Source organism: Mycobacterium hubeiense (assembly GCF_002838065.1).
Lineage (GTDB): Bacteria > Actinomycetota > Actinomycetes > Mycobacteriales > Mycobacteriaceae > Mycobacterium > Mycobacterium hubeiense.
Map to the genome: position 1 here is coordinate 81,910 of NZ_PIZU01000002.1, position 24,884 is coordinate 106,793.

13 protein-coding genes and 1 pseudogene are annotated in these 24,884 nt (G+C 65.9%); 4 read left to right on the top strand and 10 right to left on the bottom strand.

Annotated elements, in window-relative coordinates:
* Positions 1 to 120: 120 nt before the first annotated feature.
* The 4 genes and pseudogenes from CWS39_RS02110 to CWS39_RS28815 form a co-directional block, all read left to right on the top strand.
* Positions 121 to 9,643, top strand: a pseudogene (locus CWS39_RS02110) (BTAD domain-containing putative transcriptional regulator); the annotation flags it as partial.
* 34 nt (positions 9,644 to 9,677) lie between these two features.
* Positions 9,678 to 10,622: an LLM class F420-dependent oxidoreductase gene (locus CWS39_RS02120; RefSeq protein WP_102141265.1), complete on the top strand. Its 945-nt coding sequence runs from the start codon at positions 9,678 to 9,680 to the stop codon at positions 10,620 to 10,622.
* On the top strand, positions 10,619 to 11,005 hold the full coding sequence (locus CWS39_RS02125; RefSeq protein WP_102141266.1) for a hypothetical protein: 387 nt from the start codon (positions 10,619 to 10,621) through the stop codon (positions 11,003 to 11,005). The genes CWS39_RS02120 and CWS39_RS02125 overlap by 4 nt, the downstream gene beginning before the upstream one ends.
* Before the next feature lie 18 nt (positions 11,006 to 11,023).
* The gene (locus tag CWS39_RS28815; protein ID WP_158240315.1) at positions 11,024 to 11,494 is read left to right on the top strand and encodes a hypothetical protein; all 471 of its coding nucleotides are present in this window, start codon (positions 11,024 to 11,026) and stop codon (positions 11,492 to 11,494) included.
* A gap of 294 nt (positions 11,495 to 11,788) precedes the next feature.
* Here the strand turns inward: CWS39_RS28815 and CWS39_RS02135 are convergent, their stop codons facing one another.
* The 10 genes from CWS39_RS02135 to CWS39_RS02180 form a co-directional block, all read right to left on the bottom strand.
* Positions 11,789 to 13,657 (bottom strand): Hsp70 family protein, encoded by a 1,869-nt coding sequence (locus CWS39_RS02135; RefSeq protein ID WP_102141267.1) that lies wholly within the window; start codon positions 13,655 to 13,657, stop codon positions 11,789 to 11,791.
* A 114-nt stretch (positions 13,658 to 13,771) separates the two neighbouring features.
* Positions 13,772 to 14,230: a hypothetical protein gene (locus CWS39_RS02140; protein ID WP_142386792.1), complete on the bottom strand. Its 459-nt coding sequence runs from the start codon at positions 14,228 to 14,230 to the stop codon at positions 13,772 to 13,774.
* A gap of 26 nt (positions 14,231 to 14,256) precedes the next feature.
* On the bottom strand, positions 14,257 to 16,122 hold the full coding sequence (locus tag CWS39_RS02145; protein WP_233213326.1) for an Hsp70 family protein: 1,866 nt from the start codon (positions 16,120 to 16,122) through the stop codon (positions 14,257 to 14,259).
* 108 nt (positions 16,123 to 16,230) lie between these two features.
* The gene (locus CWS39_RS02150) at positions 16,231 to 16,584 is read right to left on the bottom strand and encodes a hypothetical protein (RefSeq protein ID WP_102141269.1); all 354 of its coding nucleotides are present in this window, start codon (positions 16,582 to 16,584) and stop codon (positions 16,231 to 16,233) included.
* Positions 16,585 to 16,756: 172 nt separating this feature from the next.
* Positions 16,757 to 18,334, bottom strand: a complete 1,578-nt coding sequence (locus CWS39_RS02155) for an arylsulfatase (protein ID WP_102141270.1) — start codon at positions 18,332 to 18,334, stop codon at positions 16,757 to 16,759.
* Between the two features lie 366 nt (positions 18,335 to 18,700).
* Positions 18,701 to 19,576 carry an IclR family transcriptional regulator gene (locus tag CWS39_RS02160; protein ID WP_158240316.1) on the bottom strand — a complete coding sequence of 292 codons (876 nt, stop codon included), beginning with the start codon at positions 19,574 to 19,576 and terminating at the stop codon, positions 18,701 to 18,703.
* Between the two features lie 166 nt (positions 19,577 to 19,742).
* Positions 19,743 to 21,227 (bottom strand): dynamin family protein, encoded by a 1,485-nt coding sequence (locus CWS39_RS02165; RefSeq protein WP_102141272.1) that lies wholly within the window; start codon positions 21,225 to 21,227, stop codon positions 19,743 to 19,745.
* Between the two features lie 66 nt (positions 21,228 to 21,293).
* Entirely contained in the window at positions 21,294 to 21,749 is a 456-nt protein-coding gene (locus tag CWS39_RS02170) for an IniB N-terminal domain-containing protein (RefSeq protein ID WP_102141273.1), read from the bottom strand.
* Positions 21,750 to 21,944: 195 nt separating this feature from the next.
* Positions 21,945 to 23,783 (bottom strand): dynamin-like GTPase family protein, encoded by a 1,839-nt coding sequence (locus tag CWS39_RS02175; protein WP_199177919.1) that lies wholly within the window; start codon positions 23,781 to 23,783, stop codon positions 21,945 to 21,947.
* Between the two features lie 89 nt (positions 23,784 to 23,872).
* On the bottom strand, positions 23,873 to 24,874 hold the full coding sequence (locus CWS39_RS02180; RefSeq protein WP_199177920.1) for a hypothetical protein: 1,002 nt from the start codon (positions 24,872 to 24,874) through the stop codon (positions 23,873 to 23,875).
* Positions 24,875 to 24,884: the final 10 nt, after the last annotated feature.

A 24,884-nucleotide genomic window follows, 5' to 3' on the forward strand; every position in this document is an offset into this window, starting at 1 on the left:
GTCGCCGCCGTCCGCGCTGCGCACCGCGGGCTCTAGCACCCGATCAGGGCAGCTTTACTCGTTCTTGACTGTGCGTTGAATCGTCTCCCAGACGATTGCTCTGTGAGTACGCTTCAACAGGTGGAGCTGGGGGTTCTAGGACCTCTCCAGGTCCGGCAAGACGGTGTGCCCGTCATGATCCCGGGCGCGAAACCGCGCGCCATCCTCACGATGCTCGGCCTGCACGGCGGTTCGGTGGTGCCCGCCGACGTCCTCGTCGAACTGCTCTGGGGCGACGACCCGCCGCGCACCGCCGAAAAGGCGCTGCAAACCCACATCTCCTCCCTGCGTCATGCCCTTGGCGACGGCTTCGTGTTGACCGAGGGAGCCGGCTGGCGGCTGAGCACCACCGAAGTCGACGCTTCGCGTTACAGGTTGGTCGCCAAGTTGGGCCGTGACGCCCTAGCCGCCGGCGACACGAGCCAAGCGGTCGCGCATTTCGAGGAGGCGCTGACGCTCTGGCGCGGTATCCCCGAGCTGCCCGACACCCAGCGCGGTGCATCGGAGAAGACGCGCTGGATCGAGGGCCATGCCGCGCTGGTGGAGGACCGCGCCGATGCGCTGCTCGCGACGGGACGCGCGGCGGAGATCGTTGGCGAGCTGGAGGCGGCGGTGGCCGAGGCGCCGCTGCGCGAAAGACGTTGGGGCCAGCTGATGCTCGCGCTCTACCGCGCCGGACGGCAGGGCGAAGCCTTGGCTGCGTTCAAACGAGCGCGGTCATTGCTAGCCGACGAGCTGGGTGTCGACCCGGGACCGGACCTGCGCCGCCTCGAAGCGGCGATCGTCGCGCAGGACGCCGCATTGGAAGTCCCTGCGTCGCAGCAGGCTTCGGGCGTGACACGAGCAGTGACCTTCCTGCTCACCGACATTGAAGGGTCGACGGCCGCGTGGGAGGCAGACGCCGACGCGATGGCGATCGCGCTTGCCCGCCACGACGAGCTCGTCGAGCAGGTGGTGACGTCGCATGGAGGGCGGCTGATCAAGACGCGCGGCGAAGGCGACGCGACGTTCTCGGTGTTCGACCGCCCGTCGGCCGCGGCAGCCGCCGCGATCGAGCTACAAGAAGCGATCAGCGACGAGCCGTGGGCGTTACGGGACCCGATGCGCGTTCGGGTGGCCTTGCATACCGGCGAGGCGGAGCTTCGCGACGGCGACTACTTCGGTCGGGCGGTCAACCGCGCCGCCCGCCTGCGATCGCTGGCAGCGGGCGGGCAGATCCTGTGCTCGGGCGCCACCGCCGAGCTCGTCATCGATTCGTTGCGCGACGATGTGGTGCTCGCCGACCTGGGCATGCGCCAGCTCAAGAACCTGGCGCGGCCAGAGCACGTGTTCGAGCTCCGTGTGGAAACCGCCGAGACGCCCGCAAGCGAGGCGCCCATCGAACGGCCCGACCTGCCCGCGGTGCTCGCCGGCCCAGGGCCGTTCGTCGGACGCGGCACCGAGCTCGCGTCCCTGATGGCCGCCTGGCAGGCGACGCTCGCCGGTGGCATGCAGGCGGTGCTGATCGCGGGCGAACCGGGTGTGGGCAAGACGCGCCTGGCCGGCGAATGGTCCCGGCAGGCCTACGAGCAAGGCGCCGTGGTGCTTTACGGCCGCTGCGACGAGGATCTCGGTGCCCCGTATCAGCCGTTCGCGGAGGCGCTGCGCACGCTGGTGCCGTGCCTCGGCGCCGGCCGGCTGCGGGGCCTGCGTGGCGTTGAGGGATTACTGGCGCTGGTGCCCGGGCTGGCCGACGTGCTACCGGATTTGGCGGCGCCGACGCGCGCGGATCCCGACACCGAACGCTACGCGTTGTTCGACGCCGTCGTCGCGCTGTTGGAGGTCGCCGCCGCGAGCGCGCCCGTTGTGCTGATTCTCGACGATCTCCATTGGGCAGCCAAGCCAACGCTTTTGATGTTGCGGCATCTGTTGCGCTTCGGCGAGCACGCCCGTGTACAGGTCGTCGGCACATACCGCAGCACCGATCTTGACCGCTCGCATCCGCTGGCGGCGATGCTCGCCGACCTTCACCGCGACGGCACCGTTGCGCGACTTCAGCTGGGCGGTCTGGACGAGGATGACGTCAGCGCGTACGTCGCCGAAGCAGGTTACGACGACGAGGAATTGGCCCGCGCACTAGCATCCGTCACGGGCGGTAACCCCTTCTTCCTCATCGAGGCGTTGCGGCATGTCGATGAAAGCGGCGGCGTCTGGGATCCGAGCACGTTGCCGCAGGGCGTTCGGGAAACGATGAGCCGCAGACTGTCTCGGCTTCCGGCGGAGACGAACAAAGCGCTTGCGGCGGCAGCGGTGGTGGGCAGCCGGTTTGCGCTCGAGTTGGTTGAACGAGTGGTCGACGCTGACCTTGTCGACGCGTTCGACGAGGCGTGCAGGGCTGGCATCGTCATCGAAGAGCCGGGCGGTCGATACCGGTTCAATCATGCGCTTGTTCGGCAGTCATTGCTCGCCGAGTTACCGTCCGTGCGGCGCATGCGGCTGCACCAGCGCATCGCCACGACCCTGGAGGGCGAACCCGGCGCCGACGACGAGCTGCTCGACGAACTGGCACATCACTATTTCGAATGTGCGTGGGCGGGCAACGCGGCCAAGGCCGTTCATTACTGTCGGCGCGCCGCAGACCAGGCGACGGCTCGGTTGGCCTACGAGGGCGCGGCAGACCTCTACGACAAGGCATTGCACGCACTCGAGGAGCTGGACGAAGAGCTGCCTGACCGCGAGGACCAGTGCGCCGAACTGCTGGTCGCGCGGTGCGAGGCGCTCTTGGCCGCGGGTGACGTGACTTCGGCGACGGGTGCGGTCGCGCAATTGCAAGCCGCCACACATGATTCGGCGCGATTCGCGGCGTGGGCGACGTGCTTCGACGGGCAATTGTCGATGCTGACGCATCCTGAGCGATTGGACGAGATCGAAGCGGCGTTGCGGTCAGCGGCTGACAAGCTGGCCGAATTAGGCGACGCCGCAGGAGAAGCCAAGGCACACACCGTACGCGCGACGTGCCTGGGCCGCCTTGGGCGGGTGGGCGATTGTGAGGTTGCGTTGGATGACGCGCTCACGGCGGCGCGGCGCGCGCAGGACCATCGCCGGGTGAATGCGGTGCTGGCGGGTGCGCCGCTTGCGGCGTTGTGGGGACCGAATCCCGTTCCGCGAGCGGGCGGTCGGTGTCTCGACGTGGTGCGGCTGCTGCGGATCACGACGGACTCGCCGGCGGTCGAAGCGACGTCGACGCGGTGCCAGGCGGTGTTGGAGGCGTTCCGAGGCCGGGCGGCTGCGGCGCGACGGATGATCGACTCGGCGCGACGCACGGTCACCGAACTCGGTCTGCGGCATGCGCTACTGGAGGTGGAGCAGTTTGCGGGGATTGTCGAGTTGGTGCTCGACGATGCGGCGGCGGCCGAGCCGCATTTGCGCCAGGCCTACAAGGGTTTTCGTCGAATGGGCCTCGATGCGGACACGGCGGAGACCGCCGCACTGTTGGCCCGTGCGTGCCTGGCACTCGGCCGGGATGACGAAGCCGATGAATTGTGTTCGGAGAGTGAGCGGCTCGCGGGCCATGCGTTGAAGGCTGCGATTGCGTGGCGGACGGTTCGGGCACAGCTGCTTGCGCGCCAGGGTGCGCACGATGAGGCCAAGCGGGTGGCAGAGGAGGCTGTCGATCTGGCGGGCCGCACGGACGCGTTAGTCGATCACGGGGACGCGTGCCTGGCATTGGCGACGGTGCTGGGTGCCGCAGGCGATAGCGCAGGCTCGCGAGCGGCGGCTGAGCGAGCGGTGGACCTGTACGAGCGGAAAGGCGCTGCGGCACTTGCGGAGAACGCGCGTGGCATTCTCGGCGCAGATGCTCCGGCCATCCCGGCGAAGTCCGAACCGGCCGTCGAGCTCGATAATGCATGTGTACGAACGCTCGCCCGGCTGAACGACGCAGCCGCACACCAGGCGTGGGACGAGGCGGCGCAACTATTTGCGCCGGAAGTTTCGGCCGAGAGTCATCGCAAGATCGTCGGCTATCCACAAACGACCCTTACCCGGGGCCAGTACGTAGACGAGATGAGCCATTTTCGGCAGACAGGCATGGTGCGATACGAGTTCGTTCCCATCGCCGTACTGGGCGAACGTCTTGCCCTTGTCCGGCTGAAAGTCGGCACCTCCGATCTGGGTTCCGGGGCGCCGCAGGACGAGATGCTTCAAGTAGTCGGTGTCGACGAGGACGGTCGGATCGCCCTACAGGTGGTTTTCGACGTCGAGGACATGGATACCGCCCGCGCCAAACTCGACGCCATGCATGCTCGCGAGGCGGAGACCCCCGCAGCCGACAATGCATGCGTGCGAACGGTTCGCCGGAATGAGGCTGCCGTCAACCGAGGCGCTTGGGACGAGGTTCGGCAGCTATACGCTACCGACGCGTTAGTCGAGAGTCGTCGGAAGATCGTCGGCTTCACGCGAGACGACCTTTCGTCCGGTGACTGGCTTCGCTTGGCGGAGCGTATCCGTGATATCGGCGGGACGCGGCAGCGAATAGACGTCATCGCAATGCGAGGTGAGCGCCTGGCTCTAACGCGTTTGGCGCTGGGCACCGACGACGCGAGCCCGGGAGCGCCGGAGCTCGAGGTGCTCCAGTTGTTCGGCTTAGACGACGAGGGGCGAATCGCACTGCACTTGTTCTTCGACGTCGACGACATGGACACCGCGATGGCCGAGCTGGACGCCGCGCACGCCCGGTTCGAGGCTGGGGCCCGTCGGTCGCCGCTCGAGAACGCAGCGAGCCGAGCCGAAGATCGGTTCCACGCACTCTATACGGAAATGCGCTGGGATGAGATCTCGGCAATGCTCACCGACGATTTTGTCGTCGAAGAGCGTCGCAGAGGATTCCGCCGCAAGACCAATGACCGCGCCGGGGAGATGACGGAGATACGCGCGATCGCCGACTTAGGGGTCAAGAAGATGTCCTCGGAGGTCGTTGCTATCCGGGGCGAGCGCCTCGTCCTCAGTCGCGTCCACTTCTCTGGCCGAGAACAGCGGCCGGATGCGTTTCATTCCCAGCTGCTCCGCGTCGGAGAAGTCGACGCTGACGGGCGGTTCGCGGCAGCAATCACGTTCGACCTCGACGACTTCGACGTCGCCATCGCCGAGCTCGATGCCCGCTACCTCGCCGGCGAAGCTGCACCGCACGCGGAGACGTGGTCGGGCATCACCCGGATCTACGCCGCGCTCAACCGTCACGAGCTGCCGCCGACGACATCGGATTTCGCGGACGTCGACCGACGACTCGCCGCTATCGAGCCGGGGGGCATGAAGGCATACCTCCGTGCCTCATGGGACGCCGCCCCGGACGCAAGCATGTACATAAGGGCGGTCCATCGGCTGAGCGACCTCGGAGCGGTCGTCACCCACGCGGCACATGCGACCTCACAAGAGGGTCTCGACGCCGAGTGGCAGGACGTCAACCTTTTGACGGTCGATGGAGGCCGACTCAACCGCTGCGAGCTATTCGACGAGACAGACCTCGACGCCGCGCTCGCGAGGTTCGACGAACTCAATAGCCGCGTGCCGCGGCTGGAAAACGCGGCAAGCCGAGCGTATGAGCGCTTCAACGCGTACTTTGTGGCCAGCGACTGGGACGCATTGGCCGAAACGATGACGGACGACTTTTTCGCAGACGATCGTCGTCGGGTTGTGGGCACTGGGGGCCAGCAGGGGCGGGAAGCTGCGGTTACTCAGGCGCGGGTGGTCGTAGGCATCGGCGTCACGAACGCGACCTCAACCGTCGTTGCGACTCGGGGCGAGCGCCTCGCTCTCATGCGTACCCGCTTCTGGGGCCGCGACGAGCGGCCCGATGCATTCGCCTCCGAAGTGCTCCACATGGTCGAGATCGACGCAAAGCATCGGATCATGAAGTTCGTTGCCTTCGACCTCGAGGACATCGGCGCCGCCGTTGAAGAACTCGATTCCCGTTACGCCGCAGGCGAAGCCGCCGCCTACGCGCATGTCTGGTCGGTTATGACGCACGCCTACTCTGCGATGAACCGGCACGAACTTCCGGCGACGACGCCGAACTGGGCCAATATCGACCACCGGCGGGCAGCATCTTTCGAGCCCGGCGAGCTGTTCGCGTACCTCCGTGTGACGTGGAACATGATGCCGGACTACAAAATGCGCATCACCGCCGTGCATCGGCTGACCTCACTCGGCGCGGTAATCACTCACACGGCATATGGGAAGTCGCAAGAGGGGTTCGACGCCTCGTGGCGGCTGATCGCCGTCTTCACCACCGACGGCGATATGTTCAACCGCTGCGAGATGTTCGACGAGGCCGACATCGACTCTGCACTCGCGAGATTCGACGAGCTCAGCCGATCGGCGCAACGACTGGAGAACAGTGCGAGCCGGGTGTTCGAGCGCTTTTCCAGATATCTCGCGGCCCGTGACTGGGACGCCATAGCGGAAAGTGATAGCGGACGACGTTTGCCATGACGATCGCCGTCGGGTGGTAAGCGGCGGCATCCGACGAGGCCGAGATGCGGAGATTGCGAACTTGCGGGCCGTCGTGGAAGTCGGGGTCAAGCATCACGAGCCGACCGTCATCGCTACCCGCGGGGAGCGCCTCGCGCTCACTCGTACCAACGTATCTGGGGACGGTCAACGCGACGAGGCGTTTGGCCTTGAGGTGCTAAACATCGTTGAAATTGACACCCACAACCGAATCGCAGCGGCCGTCATGTTGGACCCTGGCGACATCGACGCCGCCTTCGAGGAACTCGACGCGCGGTACCTTGCCGGCGATGCCGCACCGTACGCGCACACGTGGTCCGTAGTCGCGGAAGTCTACGCCGCGTTCAACCGGCGCGAGCTCGCCGTGACGACTCCTGACTGGGTGAACATCGACCACCGTCGCGGAGCAGCTTTCGCACCGGGCGAATTTCTCGCGTATGTCCAAGCCGCATGGGACGACTCGCCTGACACCAAGGTCTACATCGCGGCTGTGCATCGGCTCAGCAACCTCGGCGCCGTAGTCACCGATGTGGCACAAGGGATCTCGCACCATGGCTTCGAAGCTGAGTGGCGGGAAATCCACCTCTTGACAGTGGAAGGCGATATGCTCAGCCGCTCCGAGCTGTTCGACGAGGATGGCCTCGACGCCGCGCTCGTCCGGTTCGACGAACTCAGTTCTCCAACACCGCAACTGGAGAACGCGGCCACGCGGGCACTCGACCGCTTTGCGACGTACTTCGCAGCCCGCGACTGGGCCGCAATGGCGGAGATACTGGCGGACGATACCTACGTGGACGATCGCCGGCGGGCGGTGAACTCCGGAACCCGACGCGGACGAGATGTCGAAATCGCGAGCATTCAGGCGATCGCCGAGGTCGGCACTCAGAACATTTCGGCGACCGCAATTGCGACCCGGGGAGAGCGCCTTGCGCTCAGTCGTACCCGCTTGTCGGGACGCAACCAGCGACCCGAAGGGTTCCACACCGAAGGACTCATCGTCCTCGAAACCGACGCGAACGATCGAATCGTTGCACGCATCGTGTTCGATCCTGATGACATCGACGCCGCATTCGAGGAAGTCGATTCCCGTTACGCCGCAGGCGAAGCCGCTGCCCACACGCACGTTTGGTCGGTCCTGACGCACATCTACTCTGCGACGAACCGGCACGAACTTCCGGCTACGACGCCGAACTGGGCCAATATCGACCACCGGCGAGCAGCATCGTTCGCGCCCGGCGAGCTGTTCGCATACCTCCGTGCGACGTGGAACATGATGCCGGACTACAAAGTGCGCATCACCGCCGTGCATCGGCTGACCCCAGTCGGCGCGGTCGTTACGCATACGGCGTGCGGGACTTCGCAAGAGGGCTTCGATGCCGAGTGGCGACAGGTCGTGGTATTCACGGTCGACGGCGACGCGGTCAACCTCTGTGAGATGTTCGACGAGGCAGACCTGGACGCCGCCCTCGCTAGATTCGACGAAGTCACCGCCGCGCCACCGCGACTGGAGAACGCGGCAATCAGAGTGGCCGAGCGCGTCCGGGAGTCCTTCGCGATCCGCGACTGGGACGCCATAAGCGAGATCTTCGCCGACGACTTTTCCCTTGACGATCGCCGACGGACCGTAAATGCCGGGATCCGATACGGCCCAGATGCCGAAATCGAAGACTTGCAAGCCGCCGCGGATGTCGGGTTCACGGACGTGACGTGGACCGTCATTGCGACCCGCGGTCGGTGCCTTACCCTCGCGCGTGTCCAATGGTCGAGCCCAGACCAGCGCTCCGAGGCCTTCCATAATGAGTGGCTCGGCATTGTCGAGATCGATGCCGACGATCGGTTCATAGCAATGGTCATGCTCGACCTAGACGACATCGACGCCGCCTTCCAGGAACTCGACGCCCGATACCTTGCCGGCGAAGCGGCCGCCTGCGCGCATACGTGGTCAGTCATCACACAGGGCTACGCCGCGCTCAACAGACATGAGGTGCCCCCGGCGACGTCGGATTGGATGACAATCGACCACCGTGTCCGCGCAACCTTCGAAGCAGGGGATCTGGCCGCATACATCGGCTCCGTATGGGACGTCGCGCCGGACGTCAAGATCTACATCGAGACTGTGCATCGACTGAGCAACCTCGGAGCGGTCTACACCCAAGCGGCTTACGGGACTTCGCAAGAGGGCTTCGATGCCGAGTGGCGGGCCATCGCGCTGGTGGTCGATGCTCAACCGAAGAACCGCTGCGAAGTGTTCGACGAGACTGACCTCGACGTCGTACTAGCGAGGTTTGACGAACTCAGTCAGCCGGTACAACGGCTGGAAAACACGGCAAGCCAAGTAGCCGACCGCGTTTGGATGTACTTCCCAACCCGCGATTGGGATGCCATGGCGGAAATGCTGGCCGACGACTCGTCCAATGACGACCGCCGTCCGATAGTGGGCTCGGGATTCCGAAGTGGACGGGATGCACAGATCGACGACGCGCGGGCGATCGCCGATATGGGGATCACGACCGTGACATCGACCGCCATCGCGACTCGCGGGAGACGCCTCGTTCTACGCCGTACCCGCTTCTCAGGCCAAGATCGGCAGTCCGAGGCGGCATTGCTCAACGAGATACTGGACCTTGTTGAGATCGACGACGACGAGCGGATCGCGTCGGTCGTCATGTTCGACCCCGACGACATCGACGCTGCATTCGAGGAGCTCGAAACCCGTTACCTCGCAGGCGAAGCGGCCGCGCACACGCACACTTGGTCCGTCATCAACGGAGCCTGTGCCGCGTTCAACCGGCGCGAGTTCCCTGCTTTGGCCGAGGACTGGGTGAACATCGACCACCGCCGAGGAGCCGCCTTCGCTCCCGGTGATCTGAGCTCATACGTCCGCACGGTGTGGGACGACGCTCCAGATGTAAGGACCCACTTCGAGGCTGTGCATCGGCTGAGTGAGCTCGGAGCGGTCGTGACACAGGTGTCGCATGGGACCTCGCAAGAGGGCTTCGACGCCGAGCGGCGGGAGGTCAATGTTGTGACGGTCGAAGGCGACTTGATCAGCCGCTCCGAGATCTTCGACGAAGCCGACCTCGACGCCGCGCTCGCCCGCTTCGACGAGCTCAGCAAGCCGACCCCGTGAGATCGCCGATACGCTGGCGCTCGTGGATTTCCGTGTCTTCGTCGAACCCCAGCAGGGCGCCAGCTACTCCGACCAACTCGCCGTAGCCCGCGCCGCCGAACATCTCGGCTACTCCGCCTTCTTTCGCTCCGACCACTACCTCGCAATGAGCGGCGACGGCCTGCCCGGACCCACCGACTCCTGGGTCACGCTCGCCGGCATTGCCCGCGAGACGTCATCGATCCGCCTCGGCACCATGGTCACCTCCGCCACCTTCCGCCATCCCGGTCCGCTGGCCATCTCCGTCGCCCAGGTCGACGAAATGAGCGGTGGCCGTGTCGAATTGGGCATCGGCGCGGGCTGGTTCGAGGCCGAACACCAGGCCTACGCCATCCCCTTCCCGCCGCTCGGTGAACGCTTCGACCGCCTCACCGAGCAATTGCACATCCTCACCGGATCGTGGACCACGCCCGTCGGCCAGACCTTCGACTACGACGGCAAGCACTACACCGTCGTCGACTCCCCCGCGCTGCCCAAACCCACCCAGTCACCCCATCCGCCGATCATCATCGGCGGCGGCGGCCCCAAGCGCACGCCGGCGCTGGCCGCGCAGTTCGCCGCCGAATTCAACATCCCGTTCGTCCCGCTCGACGTCCTCAAGGCGCAATACGACCGCGTCGCCGCAGCGGTCGAGCAGGCCGGCCGCACGCCCGACTCGATGACGTATTCGGCCGCGTTCGTGCTGTGCGCCGGGCGTGACAACGCCGAGATCACCCGCCGCGCCGCCGCCATCAGCCGCGAGGTCGACGAGCTGCGCAGCAACTCCCCGCTGGTGGGCACGCCCGCGGAGATCGTCGACAAGATGGGCCCGTTCATCGAGGCCGGTGTGCAGCGCGTGTACCTCCAGGTGCTGGACATGTCAGACCTGGGCCATCTCGAACTGTTCGCCGGCGAAGTCATCCCGCAGTTCGGCGATCGAAGCCCGTGACCCGCAACACGCCGTGGCACCACTCGACACCTGCCGTGCTCGGCGCCAGCGTCGCGGGCCTGGCCGCGATCGCGCTCGTCGTCGCCGCCGTGATGTTCGTCGGACGCCAAAACAACCAGCCCACCCCGGCGCCAACGGACTTCGTCGACCCCACCTTCACCACGACATCGACGACCGAGACCACTACCCCGACGATCACGCGGACCAGCCCGTCCTCCACCACCGATATCTACGCGCCCACGGAGCTTCCGCCGACGACCACCACGACGACATCGCCCACCTCGGAGACCCCCACCGAAGAGGACGAGGAGACGACGACGCGCACCCGCAGCCGCCCACGCACCAACGTGACGCGCACGTTGTATCCACAGCCGCCGAACTAACGCCTACTATCGGTCCCCGTGGCGCGATACGGACATCCCGACGACCCCTACCCTGACGAAGACCCGACCGTCTACAGCAGTTACGGCGATCAGGGTGGATACGGTGAGCCGCCGGGCCCGCCGGGTGAACCGGACGAAACGCCGTGGTATCGCAAGCCCGCAGCGCTCGTCTCCTTCGGTGCCCTGGGCGCGATCCTTGTCGGGCTGATCGTGTGGGGGCTGGCCAATCTGATCGCGGAGGATACGTCGGACACCACGCCGACGACGTCGCTGACCCCGTTGACCACGACGGCAGCAGTGGTTCCACCGCCGACGCGGACGATCACCGAGACCGTCACACCGACGACGACCGAGCCCGTCATCACCACGACGACCGAGCCGACGACGACCACGACGACGACGACAACCACCACTACGACGACGACCACGACCGAGCCCACGACGACTACGACGACCACTACGACGACGGAGACGCCGCCCGGCGGCTAATCGCGGATCTCCTGCAATCGAAGAAGGCGCGGTGGAGTAGTCGCGTTCTGGCGACTGGCGCCGAGATCGACGTCATGGTTGTTCAAGGCCGCGAATCGCCTGTTCTCGCGACCATGGTGTTGATCTCGCCGACAGCTCTCACAAGAGCACATTGGTAACCACCTCGGCGATGGTGCGCACGATGCGAGGCTCACGTCTGCCGGCCGTTAATCCATTTCTGCGCCAAGGCTGTGCGATGAGCGGATCAGCAGCCCTCATGCAGAAATCGACGCACGCGCGGCCCGCGCTGCGCGACTAGCAGGTCGTGTCAGCGCTTGGCGTGCAATCGGTCTGGCCGCCGGTATCGGTGCCGCCGCCCGTATCGCCGCCGCCAGTGTCGGTGCCTCCGCCACCCGGCTCAGGCTGCGGCTCCGGCTGCGGTTCAGGCGCTGGATCAGGCTGCGGCTCGGGCTCGGGCTCAGGCGCTGGGTCTGGCTGCGGCTCGGGCTCGGGCTGCGGTTCGGGCTCTGGCTGCGGCTGGGGTTCGGGCTCTGGCTGCGGCTGCGGTGCCGGCGCGGGGTCAGGCGCAGGCTCGGGTGCGGGCGCAGGATCAGGCGCGGGCGCCGGCGGCGGTGCAGCCGGCGGCGGCGCGGGCACTGGCGCAGGAGCCGGCGCCGGCGCAGCGGGCGCGGGTGCGACCGCTCGAGGCGCAGGCGCGACCGCTCGCGGCGCTGGCCGTCGCACCGGCGGCGCCTGCGTATACCGCGGCGCACTCGCCGGCTGCCTCACCACGACCGTCTCCGGTGCCGGCGCTTGAACAACCGGCTCCGCAGGCAGGGCAGCTTCCACGGGCTGCGGTGCGACGGACGTCGACGTTCCGGCCGAACCCGCCGGCACCGTTCCCACGTCAGCCCGCGATGTGAGCACCAGCCCGGTCGCCGCGACCACGGCAAGGCATGCCGCCGCACCGAACAGCACTCCCGGCCGCCGGTACCACGGCAACGGCGGCAACGCCTCGGCGTCGTCGAATTCGCTGTGCTCGAAATGCATTTCGGGCCGCGCGGATTCGATATCGAGGGGTTCGTCATCGGGGGCCGCAGACCACGCCAACGACGGCCCCGTCGCAGGCGCCGCCACTGTCGCGGTGAGCGGGGCGGCAGCGGCGAGGCTCGTCGCCGCGTCGTCCTCCGGGGTGCGGCCGGCGATCAACGCCGCGCCACGCGCCGCCAGCACCTGCGCGAGCGGCGACGTCGTCACCGGCATCCGCATGGCCTCCGAAAGCCGTTGCGTGACAAGCGGTATCCGCGCCCCACCGCCGACGGTTGCCACCGCTGCGAGGCTGGCCGGAGCAATGCCGTTGCGCAGCAACGTGTCCTCGAGAACCGCGATCATCCCGTCGAGCGGCTGCTGCAGCAGTGCCTCGAGCTCGCCGCGGGTCACTCTGATGCTCGACCGCGGGCCCGGCAACGGGCCCGTCATTCCGGTGGCCGTCTCATAGGACAGCCGTTCCTTGGCGATGCGGCACTTGTCGCGCAGCTGGGTCAACGACGCCACCGCAGAGGTGCTCGACGGGTCGACATCGAGATCAGCGAGGACGTGCTGCAGGATGGCCTGGTCGATCAGATCGCCGGAGAACTCCTCATAGCGGACGGTCTCGGCGATCGGGCGGAAACCGGCGCCGGCGTCGGCCAACGTGATGCTGGTGCCCGTCGCGCCGAAGTCGCACAGCGCGACGATGCCCCGCGCGGGTAGACCAGGTTCGGCCCGCAGCGCGGTCAACGCCGCGACCGCATCGGGCACCACCGCGACGCCCGGCAGCTGGCTGCGCAGCGCGTCGACGGCGCCCGGCCGCCAATGCGCCGGCACCGCCACGCCCGTCACATCGGGCCGCTCAGTCGGACATGCGATGCGGGTCAGCGCGTCGAGCGCGTCGGCCAACAGACGCGCACCGCTGTGCGTCGAGCCGTCACCGGCGACGATCGGCACCGGGTCGCCGACGCGATCGACAAAGCCACTGAGAATCAGGCCGGGCTCGTCGATCGCGGGGTTCTCCGACGGCACGCCCAGCTCGGCGAGCCGATGCGGGTACAGCGTGAGCACAGCGCGACGGGTGATCGCCGGACGGCCTGCAGGGGCCGCCACCAGGTTCGTCGTCCCAACCGAGAGCCCGAGGCAACCCGCCATGATCCGTCGACTCCTTCGCGTTGTAGCAGTTCACGGACAGACTCGCGTGCCCCGGGCGCGAGCTCACGGGTAGTGAGCTACCTGTATTTCGTTTCGGACGGCCGGATCGTTAAGTCACCAGATCTCGACCGTGCCACCAAACGAGGAGAGCGAGCCGGTGTTGCAGCCGCCTGGGATCCCCTCCGCCGTGATGAAGACGCCTTGATTTCCCGGGAAAGGACGCTTCGTGAATTGGAGAACACCGGTGCTCTCCCCCGGGCCAAGCCGAATCACCTGCTCCTGCGTGTTGTCCAACGAAATCTTCGCGTTGATGTCGGAGCAATGGTTCGGGCTGGCAGTGAAGCGGACATTCACGGTGTCGGGTGGCTCGAAAAAGTTCCAGTGCCCGAGCCAGCATTGTTGGGGAGTTATGCCGAACGCGTTGGGCTCCCAGTCTGCACACTCAACAGTGAAGTCCTCCCGTATGGGCAGGGATTCAGCCCCAGCCGGTGCTGCAGATACAACGGCAGCGAGCCCCACCGCTGAGATGACGATTGCGTGAACGGTCGCCCTGAGCCGGCAGTTGGCGTTCATCGCTGCCTCCATGAATCTTGGTCTCATCAGCACACGTACCCAGGCGGAAGGTCCGAGGGGCAGTGAGTCCACTCGGTGTCGCCGTTGCCCGTCCCGCCGGTGCTGCCACCGCCTGGGTCGGGCGTGATGTCGCCACTGCCGGCCCCCGACCCACACTCCCCGGTGTACCCGCAGTTCTCCGGCGCAGGTTCGGGCACGACAATCACAGGATCGGTTGTGGTGCCGGGGCATTCGCCCGTGTACCCGCAATTCTCAATGCCCGGTTCGGGAACAGGTATGCAGTTCGGCGGCGTGCACTCCGGCGACGGCTCCGGCGGCGCCACTGAAGTGACGATCGTTGTCGACGTCACAATCGCGGTGCTCGGCGGCGCCGGAGGTGGGTTCGGTGGCGGCGCTTGTCGCGGCGGCGGTGCTGGTTGTGGCGCTGGGGCCTGTCTCGGCGGCGGCGCAACCCGTTGTGCGGGCGCTTGCTGCCGTCGCGGGGCCGGCGCCTGTTGGGGAGCCTGTTGCACCACAGATTGAGTCGCCGGTGGCGGCGCAGCGGGTGGCGGCGCGTCCACCGGACCCGCGACCGGCGGCGTGGTCGTGGTGGGGGTGCCCGTCGTCCCGGCCGGTGCGGGTGAGAGACCCTCGATCCGCGATGTCAACACCAGACCCACAGTGGCCAGCACGGCAAGAAACGCGGCGGCACCGAACAGCACTCCCGGCCGGCGGTACCACGGCAGCGGCGGGATCTCCTCCATCGCGCTGCCCTCACCGTGCGCGAACTGTACTTCAGGCCGGGCGCCGTCCACGGGGTCTACGCCGTCGTAATCCAAAGGGCCGCTATGTATTACGTCATCAGGCGAATCGTCCTGCGACCACGCCAACGGCTCGCCGGCCGCCGACGACGCCATGGTGTGCACCGTCGTGTCGCCCGCTCCCCCTGCGACGATCGGCGCCATCGCCAGCTTCGTCGATGCCGCGTCGTCGGATGCCCGCTGCGCGAGGCGGCCCGCCCCGATCGCCGCCGTCACCTGCGGACGCGGAGTGGTTATCACCGGGATGCGCAATCGTTCGGAAAGCCGTTGAGTGACAAACGGAATGCTGGCGCCACCACCCGCAGTCGCGACAGCGGCGACATCTGCGAAAGCAATGTTGTTGTGGCGCAAAGTTTCCTCGACGGCGCCGATGAGGCCGTCCAGCGGATCGCGGATCAAGCCCTCCAACTCGGCACGCGTCAGCCTCACCGTTGACTGTGGGCCCGGCAGCGGCCCCGTGAATCCGGTTGCCGTATCGACCGAAAGCCGCTCCTTGGCGATCCGGCGCTGCTCGCGGATCCGGCTCAACGCCGTGACGGCAGACGTGTTCGACGGGTCGATGTCGAGATTGGCGAGGACATTCCGCAGCACCTCCTGATCGATCAGATCGCCGGAAAATTCGTCGTAGCGCACGGTTTCGCCGACGCGGTGTACGCCCCCGGCCACATCGGTCACAGTGATGCTCGTGCCGGTACCGCCGAAATCGCACAGCGCGACAACGCCCCGCAAAGGCAGTCCCGGCTGGGCTTGCAATGCGGTCAGTGTCGCGACGGCGTCCGGCACCAACGCCGCGCCGTATGCCGACAACGGGCTCGTGGCCAACACGTCACGCAAGGCGCCGGCAACGCTTTCGCTCCAGTGCGCAGGCACGGCCACGCACATCGACTCGAAATGTCGTGCGGGGGTCGTGCGGATAAGCGCGTCCAGCGCGTCGACCACCAGCTGTTCACCCCGATGTGTCGAGCCGTCGGCGGCCACAATCGGCACCGGGTCACCGACACGCTCCACGAAACCCGTCACCACGCGGCCACGCTCAACCAGGCGCGGGTTCTCCGACGGCACACCGATTTCCGGCGGTCGATGCGGGAACATGGTGAGAACAGACCGGCGCAGTATCGGTGCAGCACTCGACGGCGCAGCTGCCAAATTAGTTGCGCCGACAGAGATTCCAACCGAGGTGGTAATGGCGGTGTCCCTGGATCAGTAGAAATACGTCAACGATGTTGACTTGCCGTTGTCACAACTCACATTGACGTTCCAATTCCGCAGCAGCGGAAGCGAGGGGTTGAAGACCACCGTCTGCTCGCCGAACCCGGGCAGGAAGAAGTCTCGGGTGATCCCGTCGGCGTTGTACGTGCAATTGGCCGGGTCCTGCGTGTGGCTCTTGACAGTGACTCTGAGCCCCGGCCCCAGGTTGCTGATGAATCGGTCGAACCTGACGTCAGGATTCCCATCCGTTGCATCGGCGCCCGCGGTTGCAGTGCTGGAAAGCAACAGTGCCGGCACCGCCGTGGCGACGGCGACGGCAGCCAGTGTCTTCGACTTGCCCGTCATGCCATGCTCCCTTCACCGGCATAGCGTCCTACGGGTCTGCGACACTGCGCATCAGGCGCGTATCACTCAGTGATACGCCCGTGCGAATTGCTCAGAAGAACGTCTGGGTACTGACACGACGAAAAGCGGATGCACGGCCGCCAGCGCGGGCCGTGCATCCGTCGTCGAGACTTCAGTTGCCGGTGGGCAGTGCGATATTCACCCCGTCGTCCGCAAGTTGATCCCGCAGGAACTGGAATCGCTGGTACTGCGTGACGGTGATCGGGCCCGAATAGCCTTCGCTCTGGAGTTTCCGCGGTGGGTACTTCAGATAAGTCTTCATCAACTCCTTGACCGCCTCGTTGAAGGTCACGAGTGTCCAGGTGTGTTCGGTGTAGTTGTTCATGAAGATGTCGTAGCGCTCCTGCGGGTCCTGCCAGAGGTCGAAGATCTGCGGGACGGTCGCGACGTACGCCTCGGCACCTTTCCAGCCGAGGTTGGTATCGACGGCGAGGCCTCCGGTAGTCGCCCCGTCATCGCCGCGCAGATTGAAGACGGCCTTGTAGTGGCCCACCCGCACGGCCCCGGGCGTCAGTTCGTTCTCGCTGAAGTAGAACCACGACTTGCGCTCGGACTTGCCCTTTCCGAACAACACCGGCGACATGTCGTAGCTGTCGAAGATGATGGGCTCGCCTTCCCGGTCCTTCTTCGGCAGTTGCACGCCGGCCAGCGCGGCGAAGGTCGCCATGAAATCGAGGCCGCCGACGATATCGGCGCTGCGTGAACCGGCCTTGATGCCCGGGCCCCACGCGATCGCCGGAACGCGATTGCCGCCCTCGCGTACGGTGCCCTTGGTCCCGCGGAACGGGGTGTAGCCCGCGTCGGGGTAGACGTCCTGCCAGGCGCCGTTGTCCGTCGTCCAGAACACGTAGGTGTTGTCGGCAATGCCGAGCGAGCGGATCTTGTCCATGATGCGGCCGATCCGCGCGTCGTTCTCCACGATCGAATCGGCGTACTTCGACTTCGACAGCGATTTGCCCTTGAAATCCGGGTGCGGCATGTTCGGCTGATGCACCTTCATGAAGTTAATGTTCATGAAAAACGGGGTGTCGGATTTCGCGTTGCTGTCCAGGAACTCGAGTGCGTCCTTCTCGACATACTCGTCGAAGAACGGAATGCCCACGAGCCCTTTATCAGGAGTGTTGACGTATTGGCCGTTGATCTTGAAGTCCTCTTTGGCCTTCTGGCCCGCTTTGCCCGATAACGCGCCCTGTGTCACGCGGGCAAACATCGCGCGAAGCTCGTCGTCCATATCGGGGAACCATTCGGGGTCGGCATAGGTGTAGGCGTTGAGGTGATAGAGCCCGCAGTGCCGCATCTCGTCGAAACCGTGCGCGTTGGGCAGCGCATAGTCTGACTCCCCGAGGTGCCACTTGCCGCTGAAAAATGTCTTGTAATCAGCGGTTTTGAGCACCGACGCCAGAGTCCACTCGGCCGCCGGCAACCCGCCGCCCTGGCCCTGGAAGGCCACAGTCGTCATGCCGCTGCGATTCGGGATGCGTCCGGTGATCATCGCTGCGCGCCCGGCTGTGCAACTCGGTTGCGCGTAGAACGACATGAACTGCATGCCTTCTTCGGCCATCCGGTCGATATTCGGAGTCGGCATTCCGCGGTTTTCGCCGCCCCCGTAGACGCCCGCGTCGCCGTACCCGAAGTCGTCGGAGACGATGAGAACAATGTTCGGCTTGGTCTTACTGGACTTTTTTGCCATGTGTACCTCTCCGTGACGTGCAGTCAGATTCGCTGGCCGCAGATTGTCCTCATCGATCGACGAGGCGGTAATTCGTATCCGCTACCCTGCCACCAATCTGGCGTCGGCGTACCCGAAATTGTTGTCTCTCAATTCGAAGAACGTGTCTCAATCCAGTGACACCGTGCACTCGTCAGCCCCGCAACACGCAGGTCGACGACCCCGCCGAGCGGTGGATGCCGTGTTCGATCGGCGCCTGGTTCGCGCGACGCGATCTCGCCACGCTGAACCTGACGCGGGTCGACATGACGATGCGCTGGCTGGCCAACCGATCGACCGGCTACATCATCGGCGGCCGCTCCGATGTGTTGCTCGACGGCGGCTACATCATCCCGTTTCGTGGCGCCATCGCCCTTGATCATTTGCCGCGCAAACCGACGGCTCGTTCACCGTCGGCCACGTATAGCCAATACCCGTGCGCTGATTGAAGATTGGCCCGCCCCATACTACGTGGCTGTCGCCGGGTGACAACGAGCGCAAGTCGTGCTGCAGCAGGAGAGCCGATCGCATCAACGCGGTGCGAACACCTCGAGCTTCAATTACGCTGCACGGCCCGGCAATTCCGAGCACACCCGCCAGGTGTCCTGAGGAGTCCCTCATCGCGGCGGCCATGCAACTGTTCCCCAATGTCGTCTGCTCGACCTCATGGGCAAAGCCGGTTTCCCTGGCTTCGTCGAGAAGTGCTCGCAGCCGTGCCTTGTCGATGACCGAGTAGCGCGTCATCGGAGCGATCCTGCTGGCGAGAATCTTCTCGGCCAGCTCTGGGTTGTGGGCCGCCTCGATGCGACCCGATGCGAGCAGCACCATCGCGGGACCGATGGACGAGAACGACGGAAACCAGGGTTTCCACATATCCGCCACGTGTGATCTACCGAATGCCGCACCGGTCATGGTCAGCTGTCCGGCATTGCTTGTGGCGACCCACGCCACCTGACCGCGTGTCCGCAAATGCAGATCCTGCAGGTACGGCTGGACAGTCACCGCAACGCCGTGCCGGTGTGCCGACTGAATTCCCTGGCAGATGAGCCGCTGGCCGGGCACGTAGCCATCCGGACACTGTTCGAGCATGCCGCGTGCGACGAGATCGTTGGCGATGCGTCGCACTGTCGGCTTCGGCATCCCAGTGCGCCGCGTGAGCAACGAAAGCGGAAGTGGCGCTACGGCGTCCACGACGCAGTCGAGAATCTCGACGGCGCGGCCCAACACCGTATGGTCGTCGACCATCGTCCACCCCGAGGCTGAACTACTTGCCATCGCAACGTCATTGCGCTGCGATTGCCTCAACTCTAAGTCCGATGTCGAGGCGTGCCTAGAGTATTCCGCTTGCCCGACAAGGACTTTGACGTCAATGTCAATAACAGTCGCAGGCTCAGCGGCCCTGCGCCGCGTACTGCGCGACCAGTGCTTCTGCACTGCGCACCGCAGCCCTGCACGCCCGCGTGGTGAACGGGTCGTTGAGCGGATGTTCGGCCCGCCGCCGCCACCGCTGGGCCGCGGCGAACGCCGCCCGCGGCCCGTCGTACGGCGCATCGGGTTGCAGCCCCAGCCTGCTGGCCGCGTCGGTGCCCGATCCGCCGATGATGCGCCGCAGCGACGCCATCTCGTCTTCGTTCAAAGTTGTTTGACGCGACCGCAATTGGCTCAGCAGCCGCAGCTCCTCGAACGCGTGCGTATCGGCCAGCAGCGGATCGATGTCGGCGATGATGTACGGCGTCGCGTAGATTGGATTGGTCTGCACGAACTGCCGCAACGACAGCAGCGCGGTGTGCGCCTTGAGCAAGTCCGACCGCTGCGCGAACTGCTGGTCGATGACGTCGCGCAGGGCTACCAGGCCACTGCGTTCCAGCAGCTCGTCGGCCAGCGCCACCGAATCGGTGATCCCGGCGCGCAGCAGCGCGATCGAGATCCGGATGCCGAACATGCCGAACCGGTCCAGCAACGCCGCCCGCGTCGCCGCATCCACCGGCAGCGAGCTGTCCTCGCGCACGAACCGGTCCACCGACAGCATCGCCTTGGTGAGCTCGGCGGCATCCACCCCGGCCAGCTTCTCCAGCGCGACGAACTCGCTTTGCCGCAGCGTGCGCGCCGTCAGCGCGAGCAGACCCGACACCGGCACGACGGCCTGGCAGATGCCCGTCTTCTCCATCTCGGAGGTGAACCGCGTGGCGACGTCCTTGGCCGACATCATCGCGTCGATCCGCCCCGCGCCGATCTCGTCGGCCCGCGATGCCACCCCGATGACGCCCAGCGCGCCCGACGACCCCCCGACCAGGTCACCAATCTGCTTGAGCAGCGCGATGTCGGCGGCGTTGAGCGTGCGCAGCAGGAACACCACCGCGTCCACGCGCGGCACCCCGTCGTCGGGCACCAGCAGCCGAAGCGTGCGTTCGGACACGTCGCGGTTCAGCGACGACGTGCCCGGTGTGTCGATGATCGTCGTGTCGATGAGCTCGGCGGCCGGCCACTCGACGTCGAGGTCGAGGATGTCTTCGGGGTCCAGGCTGGCGAAGTCGAACGTCAGCCCGCCGTTACGGGCGATCGGCACATTGGAGCGTCGGCCGCCGCGGTGGTTGGCCGTCACCTTGGGCGTCGGCCCGTGCCGGAACCAGGTGACGATGCGCGTGGCCTCGGTGGCGTCCGTCGGCGCAATGTCTTCGCCGACAAGCGCATTCACCAGCGTCGACTTGCCCGCCTTGAGTGTGCCGGCCAGCGCGATGCGGATCGGCTGGTTGAGCCGCCGCCCGATGCGGTCCAGCTCGTTGTGCACATCGGGGCGATTGCGGTAGGCCGGATCGGCCCGGTACGCCTGGATGGTGCCGCCCAGGATTGCGCGCACTTGATCGCTCGTGCTCATTTCGCGCTTACCTCAGCTGCCCTCCCGGTCGGCGATGGCGGAAGTTCCAGCTTATGCGCGGCTGCGTTATTCGATCGATTTGCCCCAAGCCGCGGAGCTCAGCTCAGGGTCGACGAGGTCGCCACCGCCCACGGCGTGATCGCTGTACGGCCCGTCGGGCTCCTGGACAGGTTCTTCGAACTCGGGCGTGAGCGGATCATCGGCGACGGGGCCGATGCTCTTGTCCGCGATGTCGGCCGATTCCCAGGTGCCGGCCTTGAAGGTGTCGACGATCAGGCGCGCGTCTTCGGTGTCGGCCGGCCCGATCGCCTTGTCCGGCGGCATGTCGAGTTCCTCGATATCGAGCTGCTTCTCGCCGGCGTGTGGCATCGACTCGGCCACCAATGACAGCAGCCCTTCGACCTGCTCGGGCGTGACATCCGGGAAACCCGCCTCACGCAGGGTCTTGATCGGGTCGTCAAGGAACGCGCGGAGGCCCGGCGGGTCGCGGAACAGGCCTGTGATGAAATCGATGACCGACATGGTGGGCTCCTCGGGCGAAGTCTATGAGCAAACTGTAGGCCGGTGCGCCACTTCGAACATCGGGGCAGCACCCCATGCCCTAATCGGGGGCATTGGGGGTTCGTGCCAGCCTCGCGAGCTGGTCCCACTTCCGCGAGACTGTAGTTAGCGAGAGGTTTTGCGAGTGGAGGCCTCGATAACAACAGTCTCGCGGGGCTATGACGCGACGGCCGCCGGCGCCGACAGTTTCGATGCGTGATCAAGCACCTGTTTGAGGATGTTGAGCTGACGCTCGAGCTCGCGGACGCGGGTATTGCGCTCGTTCTCAGCCATTTTCGCCGCCGCCAGCGTGGCCTGCAGCGACTCGTTCAACGACCGCGTGGTCTGATTCGCGATGCCCCGGTAGTGATCCCGCAGCTGGCGCTGAATACCCTTGAGCCGGTCCCGCGATTCCTTGCTCACCACAAACTGCACATCGTCGACGAAGCGGCGCACGTTCATCTTCGCCTCGTTGCGGATGCGCAGCATCTTGTTTTCCATCTCTTCCTTGTATGCCTTGCGGCCCAACAACCCGCCGGCGGCCAGCGACAGCGGGTTCAGCATGCCCAGCCCCGCGAACGACGTCAGCATGCCGAACATCAGCACGCCGCCGAACGATCCGCGAAGCCCCGACACCGCCCGGTCCCCCACCTTGATCGGCTTGGCTTCCAGCGCCGCCAGCGATTTGAACTCCGTGAATCCGGCGCCCATATCGCGGGCGCTGATATCGGGCATCTTCACCGCTTCCAGCCCGGCCTCGGTGAATGTGCGCGCCACCTCGGCCGCCAGCGCCTCGGCCCGCTGATAGGCCCACACGAAGTTGTCGCCCACCGCGGTGGCCACCGCGTTCTCCAGCTCCGTGCCGATCTCCGCCCAGTGATGCGAGGGATCGCAGTTGTCGATCACCTGCTCGATGTGCTGGGTGATCACCCTAAACCGGTTGCGCAGATCGTGATCCACGTCAGCGGTCAGATCCGAGATCCCGTCGTTGAGCACCTGCTGCCACAACGCGGTCTGCTGCAACGCCTCCTGCGCTTCTTCCTTGCGCCGCTCCAGCTCCGCGCTGAGCCGATCACGCTTATCCGGGTCGTTGAACGCCGACAGCTCAGACTGCACCGCCAACGTCAAATGCTCAGCAGCCGAACGCACTTCGGCCACCACCTGATCACGCACCCGGTCGTTTTGGCGCGACAGCACGTTGTCCTTGAGAAAGTTGATGATCGCCGGGAAGTTCGATTCCTCGTTGAGCTCTTTGTCGTTGAGCTGAATCGCATGCGCCCGCAGCATCGCCGACACCGGGATCATCGGCGTCGTGATCCCGGCCCGCGCCAAATGCTGTTTGTTGGCCTCGACGATCTGGCGCCAATGCGGATACAGATCCGTCTTGGTCGCCAAAATCACTGCCACCGGGCAGATTTCGAGCGCCTGCCTGATGAACGTCATCTCCGGCTCGGTGAACTCCTGCGACGTGTCACTGCACATCAACATCGCATCGGCATCCGGCAGCAACCCCAACGTCGCCGAAAGATGCGGCTGCCCATGGCCACCCACACCCGGGGTGTCGATGAACGCCAACCCGCCCTTGAGCAACGGCGACGGCGCGGTCACCTCCACCCGCAACACCTCACGACCGCCGGCCTGCGGCGCCCGGCGCAGATCCTTCGTCAAATCCGCGGTAGGGATCTCCACCAGCTCCGGTTCGGCACCATCGCCGGCCGAAACCACCAACCGCGCCGAGCCCTGCTCGGCATAGGTCACGACCGTCGGCAACACCGTCGACTCGTCATCGCCCACCCGCGCCACCGGCACGTTGAGCAACGAGTTCAACAGCTGGCTCTTGCCCTGCTTGAGCTGCCCGGCGATGACCACCCGAATCTGCGGATCGGTGATGCGCTGTTTCGCCCGCGCCAACCGCTCCACCAGATCCCCGCGCTCGTTGGCATCGGCGATCTTGCTGGTGTGGTCGATCAGCTCGACGATCACCTTCACCTTGCGCGGGTCATTCGGTTGGGTCATGGTGTCCTTCCGGCCGTGCTCTTACCGTAGGCGCGCAAACTGGCGGGGACCATATGCGGTCCCCGCCAGCTGCGTTATTCGGTTGTGGGTCAGAACAGACCGGCGTCGACGTTGGTGCTGACGTCGGTGTCGACGGTCGTGGAGTGATCGTCGATGTTGGTGGTGACATCGTTGTCGTTGACCGTGGTGGTCGTGACGTCGTTGTCCTCGTCGGCGCTGGCGTCGACGTTGCTGCCGACCACGTCACCGCCGACGTCGGTGTTGGTCTGGTTACCACCGACCGAGGTGTCGGCGTCGTCGACGATGACGATCCCGCCACCGGCACCGCCCGCGCCGCCGGTCGCATTCCCGCCGTCGTTGCCGATGCCGATCAGGCCGCCGCCACCGTCGCCGCCCACAGCACCGCCGCCGCTGCCGCCGCTGGTGTCGACGTCGTTGAGGACCGGGCCCTCGTTGCCGACGATCGCATCGCCGTCGGAGACGACGTCACCGCTGTCGTCGATCTCGTTGTCCTCGCCGATGTTGACGTTGGAGTTGTCGCCGGTCTCGACGTCGCCGGTGTTGACGTTCTCGTTGTCGTCGCCGACCACGTTCCCGTCGCCCTGCACCGTCGTGTTGTCGATGTCGCCGGCCGTGCCGGTGTTCACCACGGCGCCGTCGTCCGCGGAGATCCGGTCACCGAACGTCATGTCGGAGAAGTCGAGGTTGACCCCGCCCTGCTGGACGTTTTCGCCGGCGTGCGGGCTGGCGATCTGCGGATCGTTGTTGCTCAGGAAGTCGGTGTCGGTCCGGTTGTGGCTCAACACGTCGTTGCGGCTGGCGAACTCGGTGTCCGGAGACAGCACGCGGTTCGGCTCGAACTCCAGGTTGTGGTGGTTGGCCACGGCGCGCTGCATACCCACGATGGGGTCGCCGCCGCCGTACGCCGCGCTCACCGGAGCAACGGCGGTGTAGGCCGTCTGCAGCTGGGCCGCGGTCACGGCCTGCCCCGTAGCGGTCGAGGCCGCCTGTACCGGGTTGGCCACGAAGCGCTGCACCTCGGCAACGTCGTTGGTGCGGAACAGGTTCAGGATGTAGTCGATCAGGTTCATCTCGGTGCCT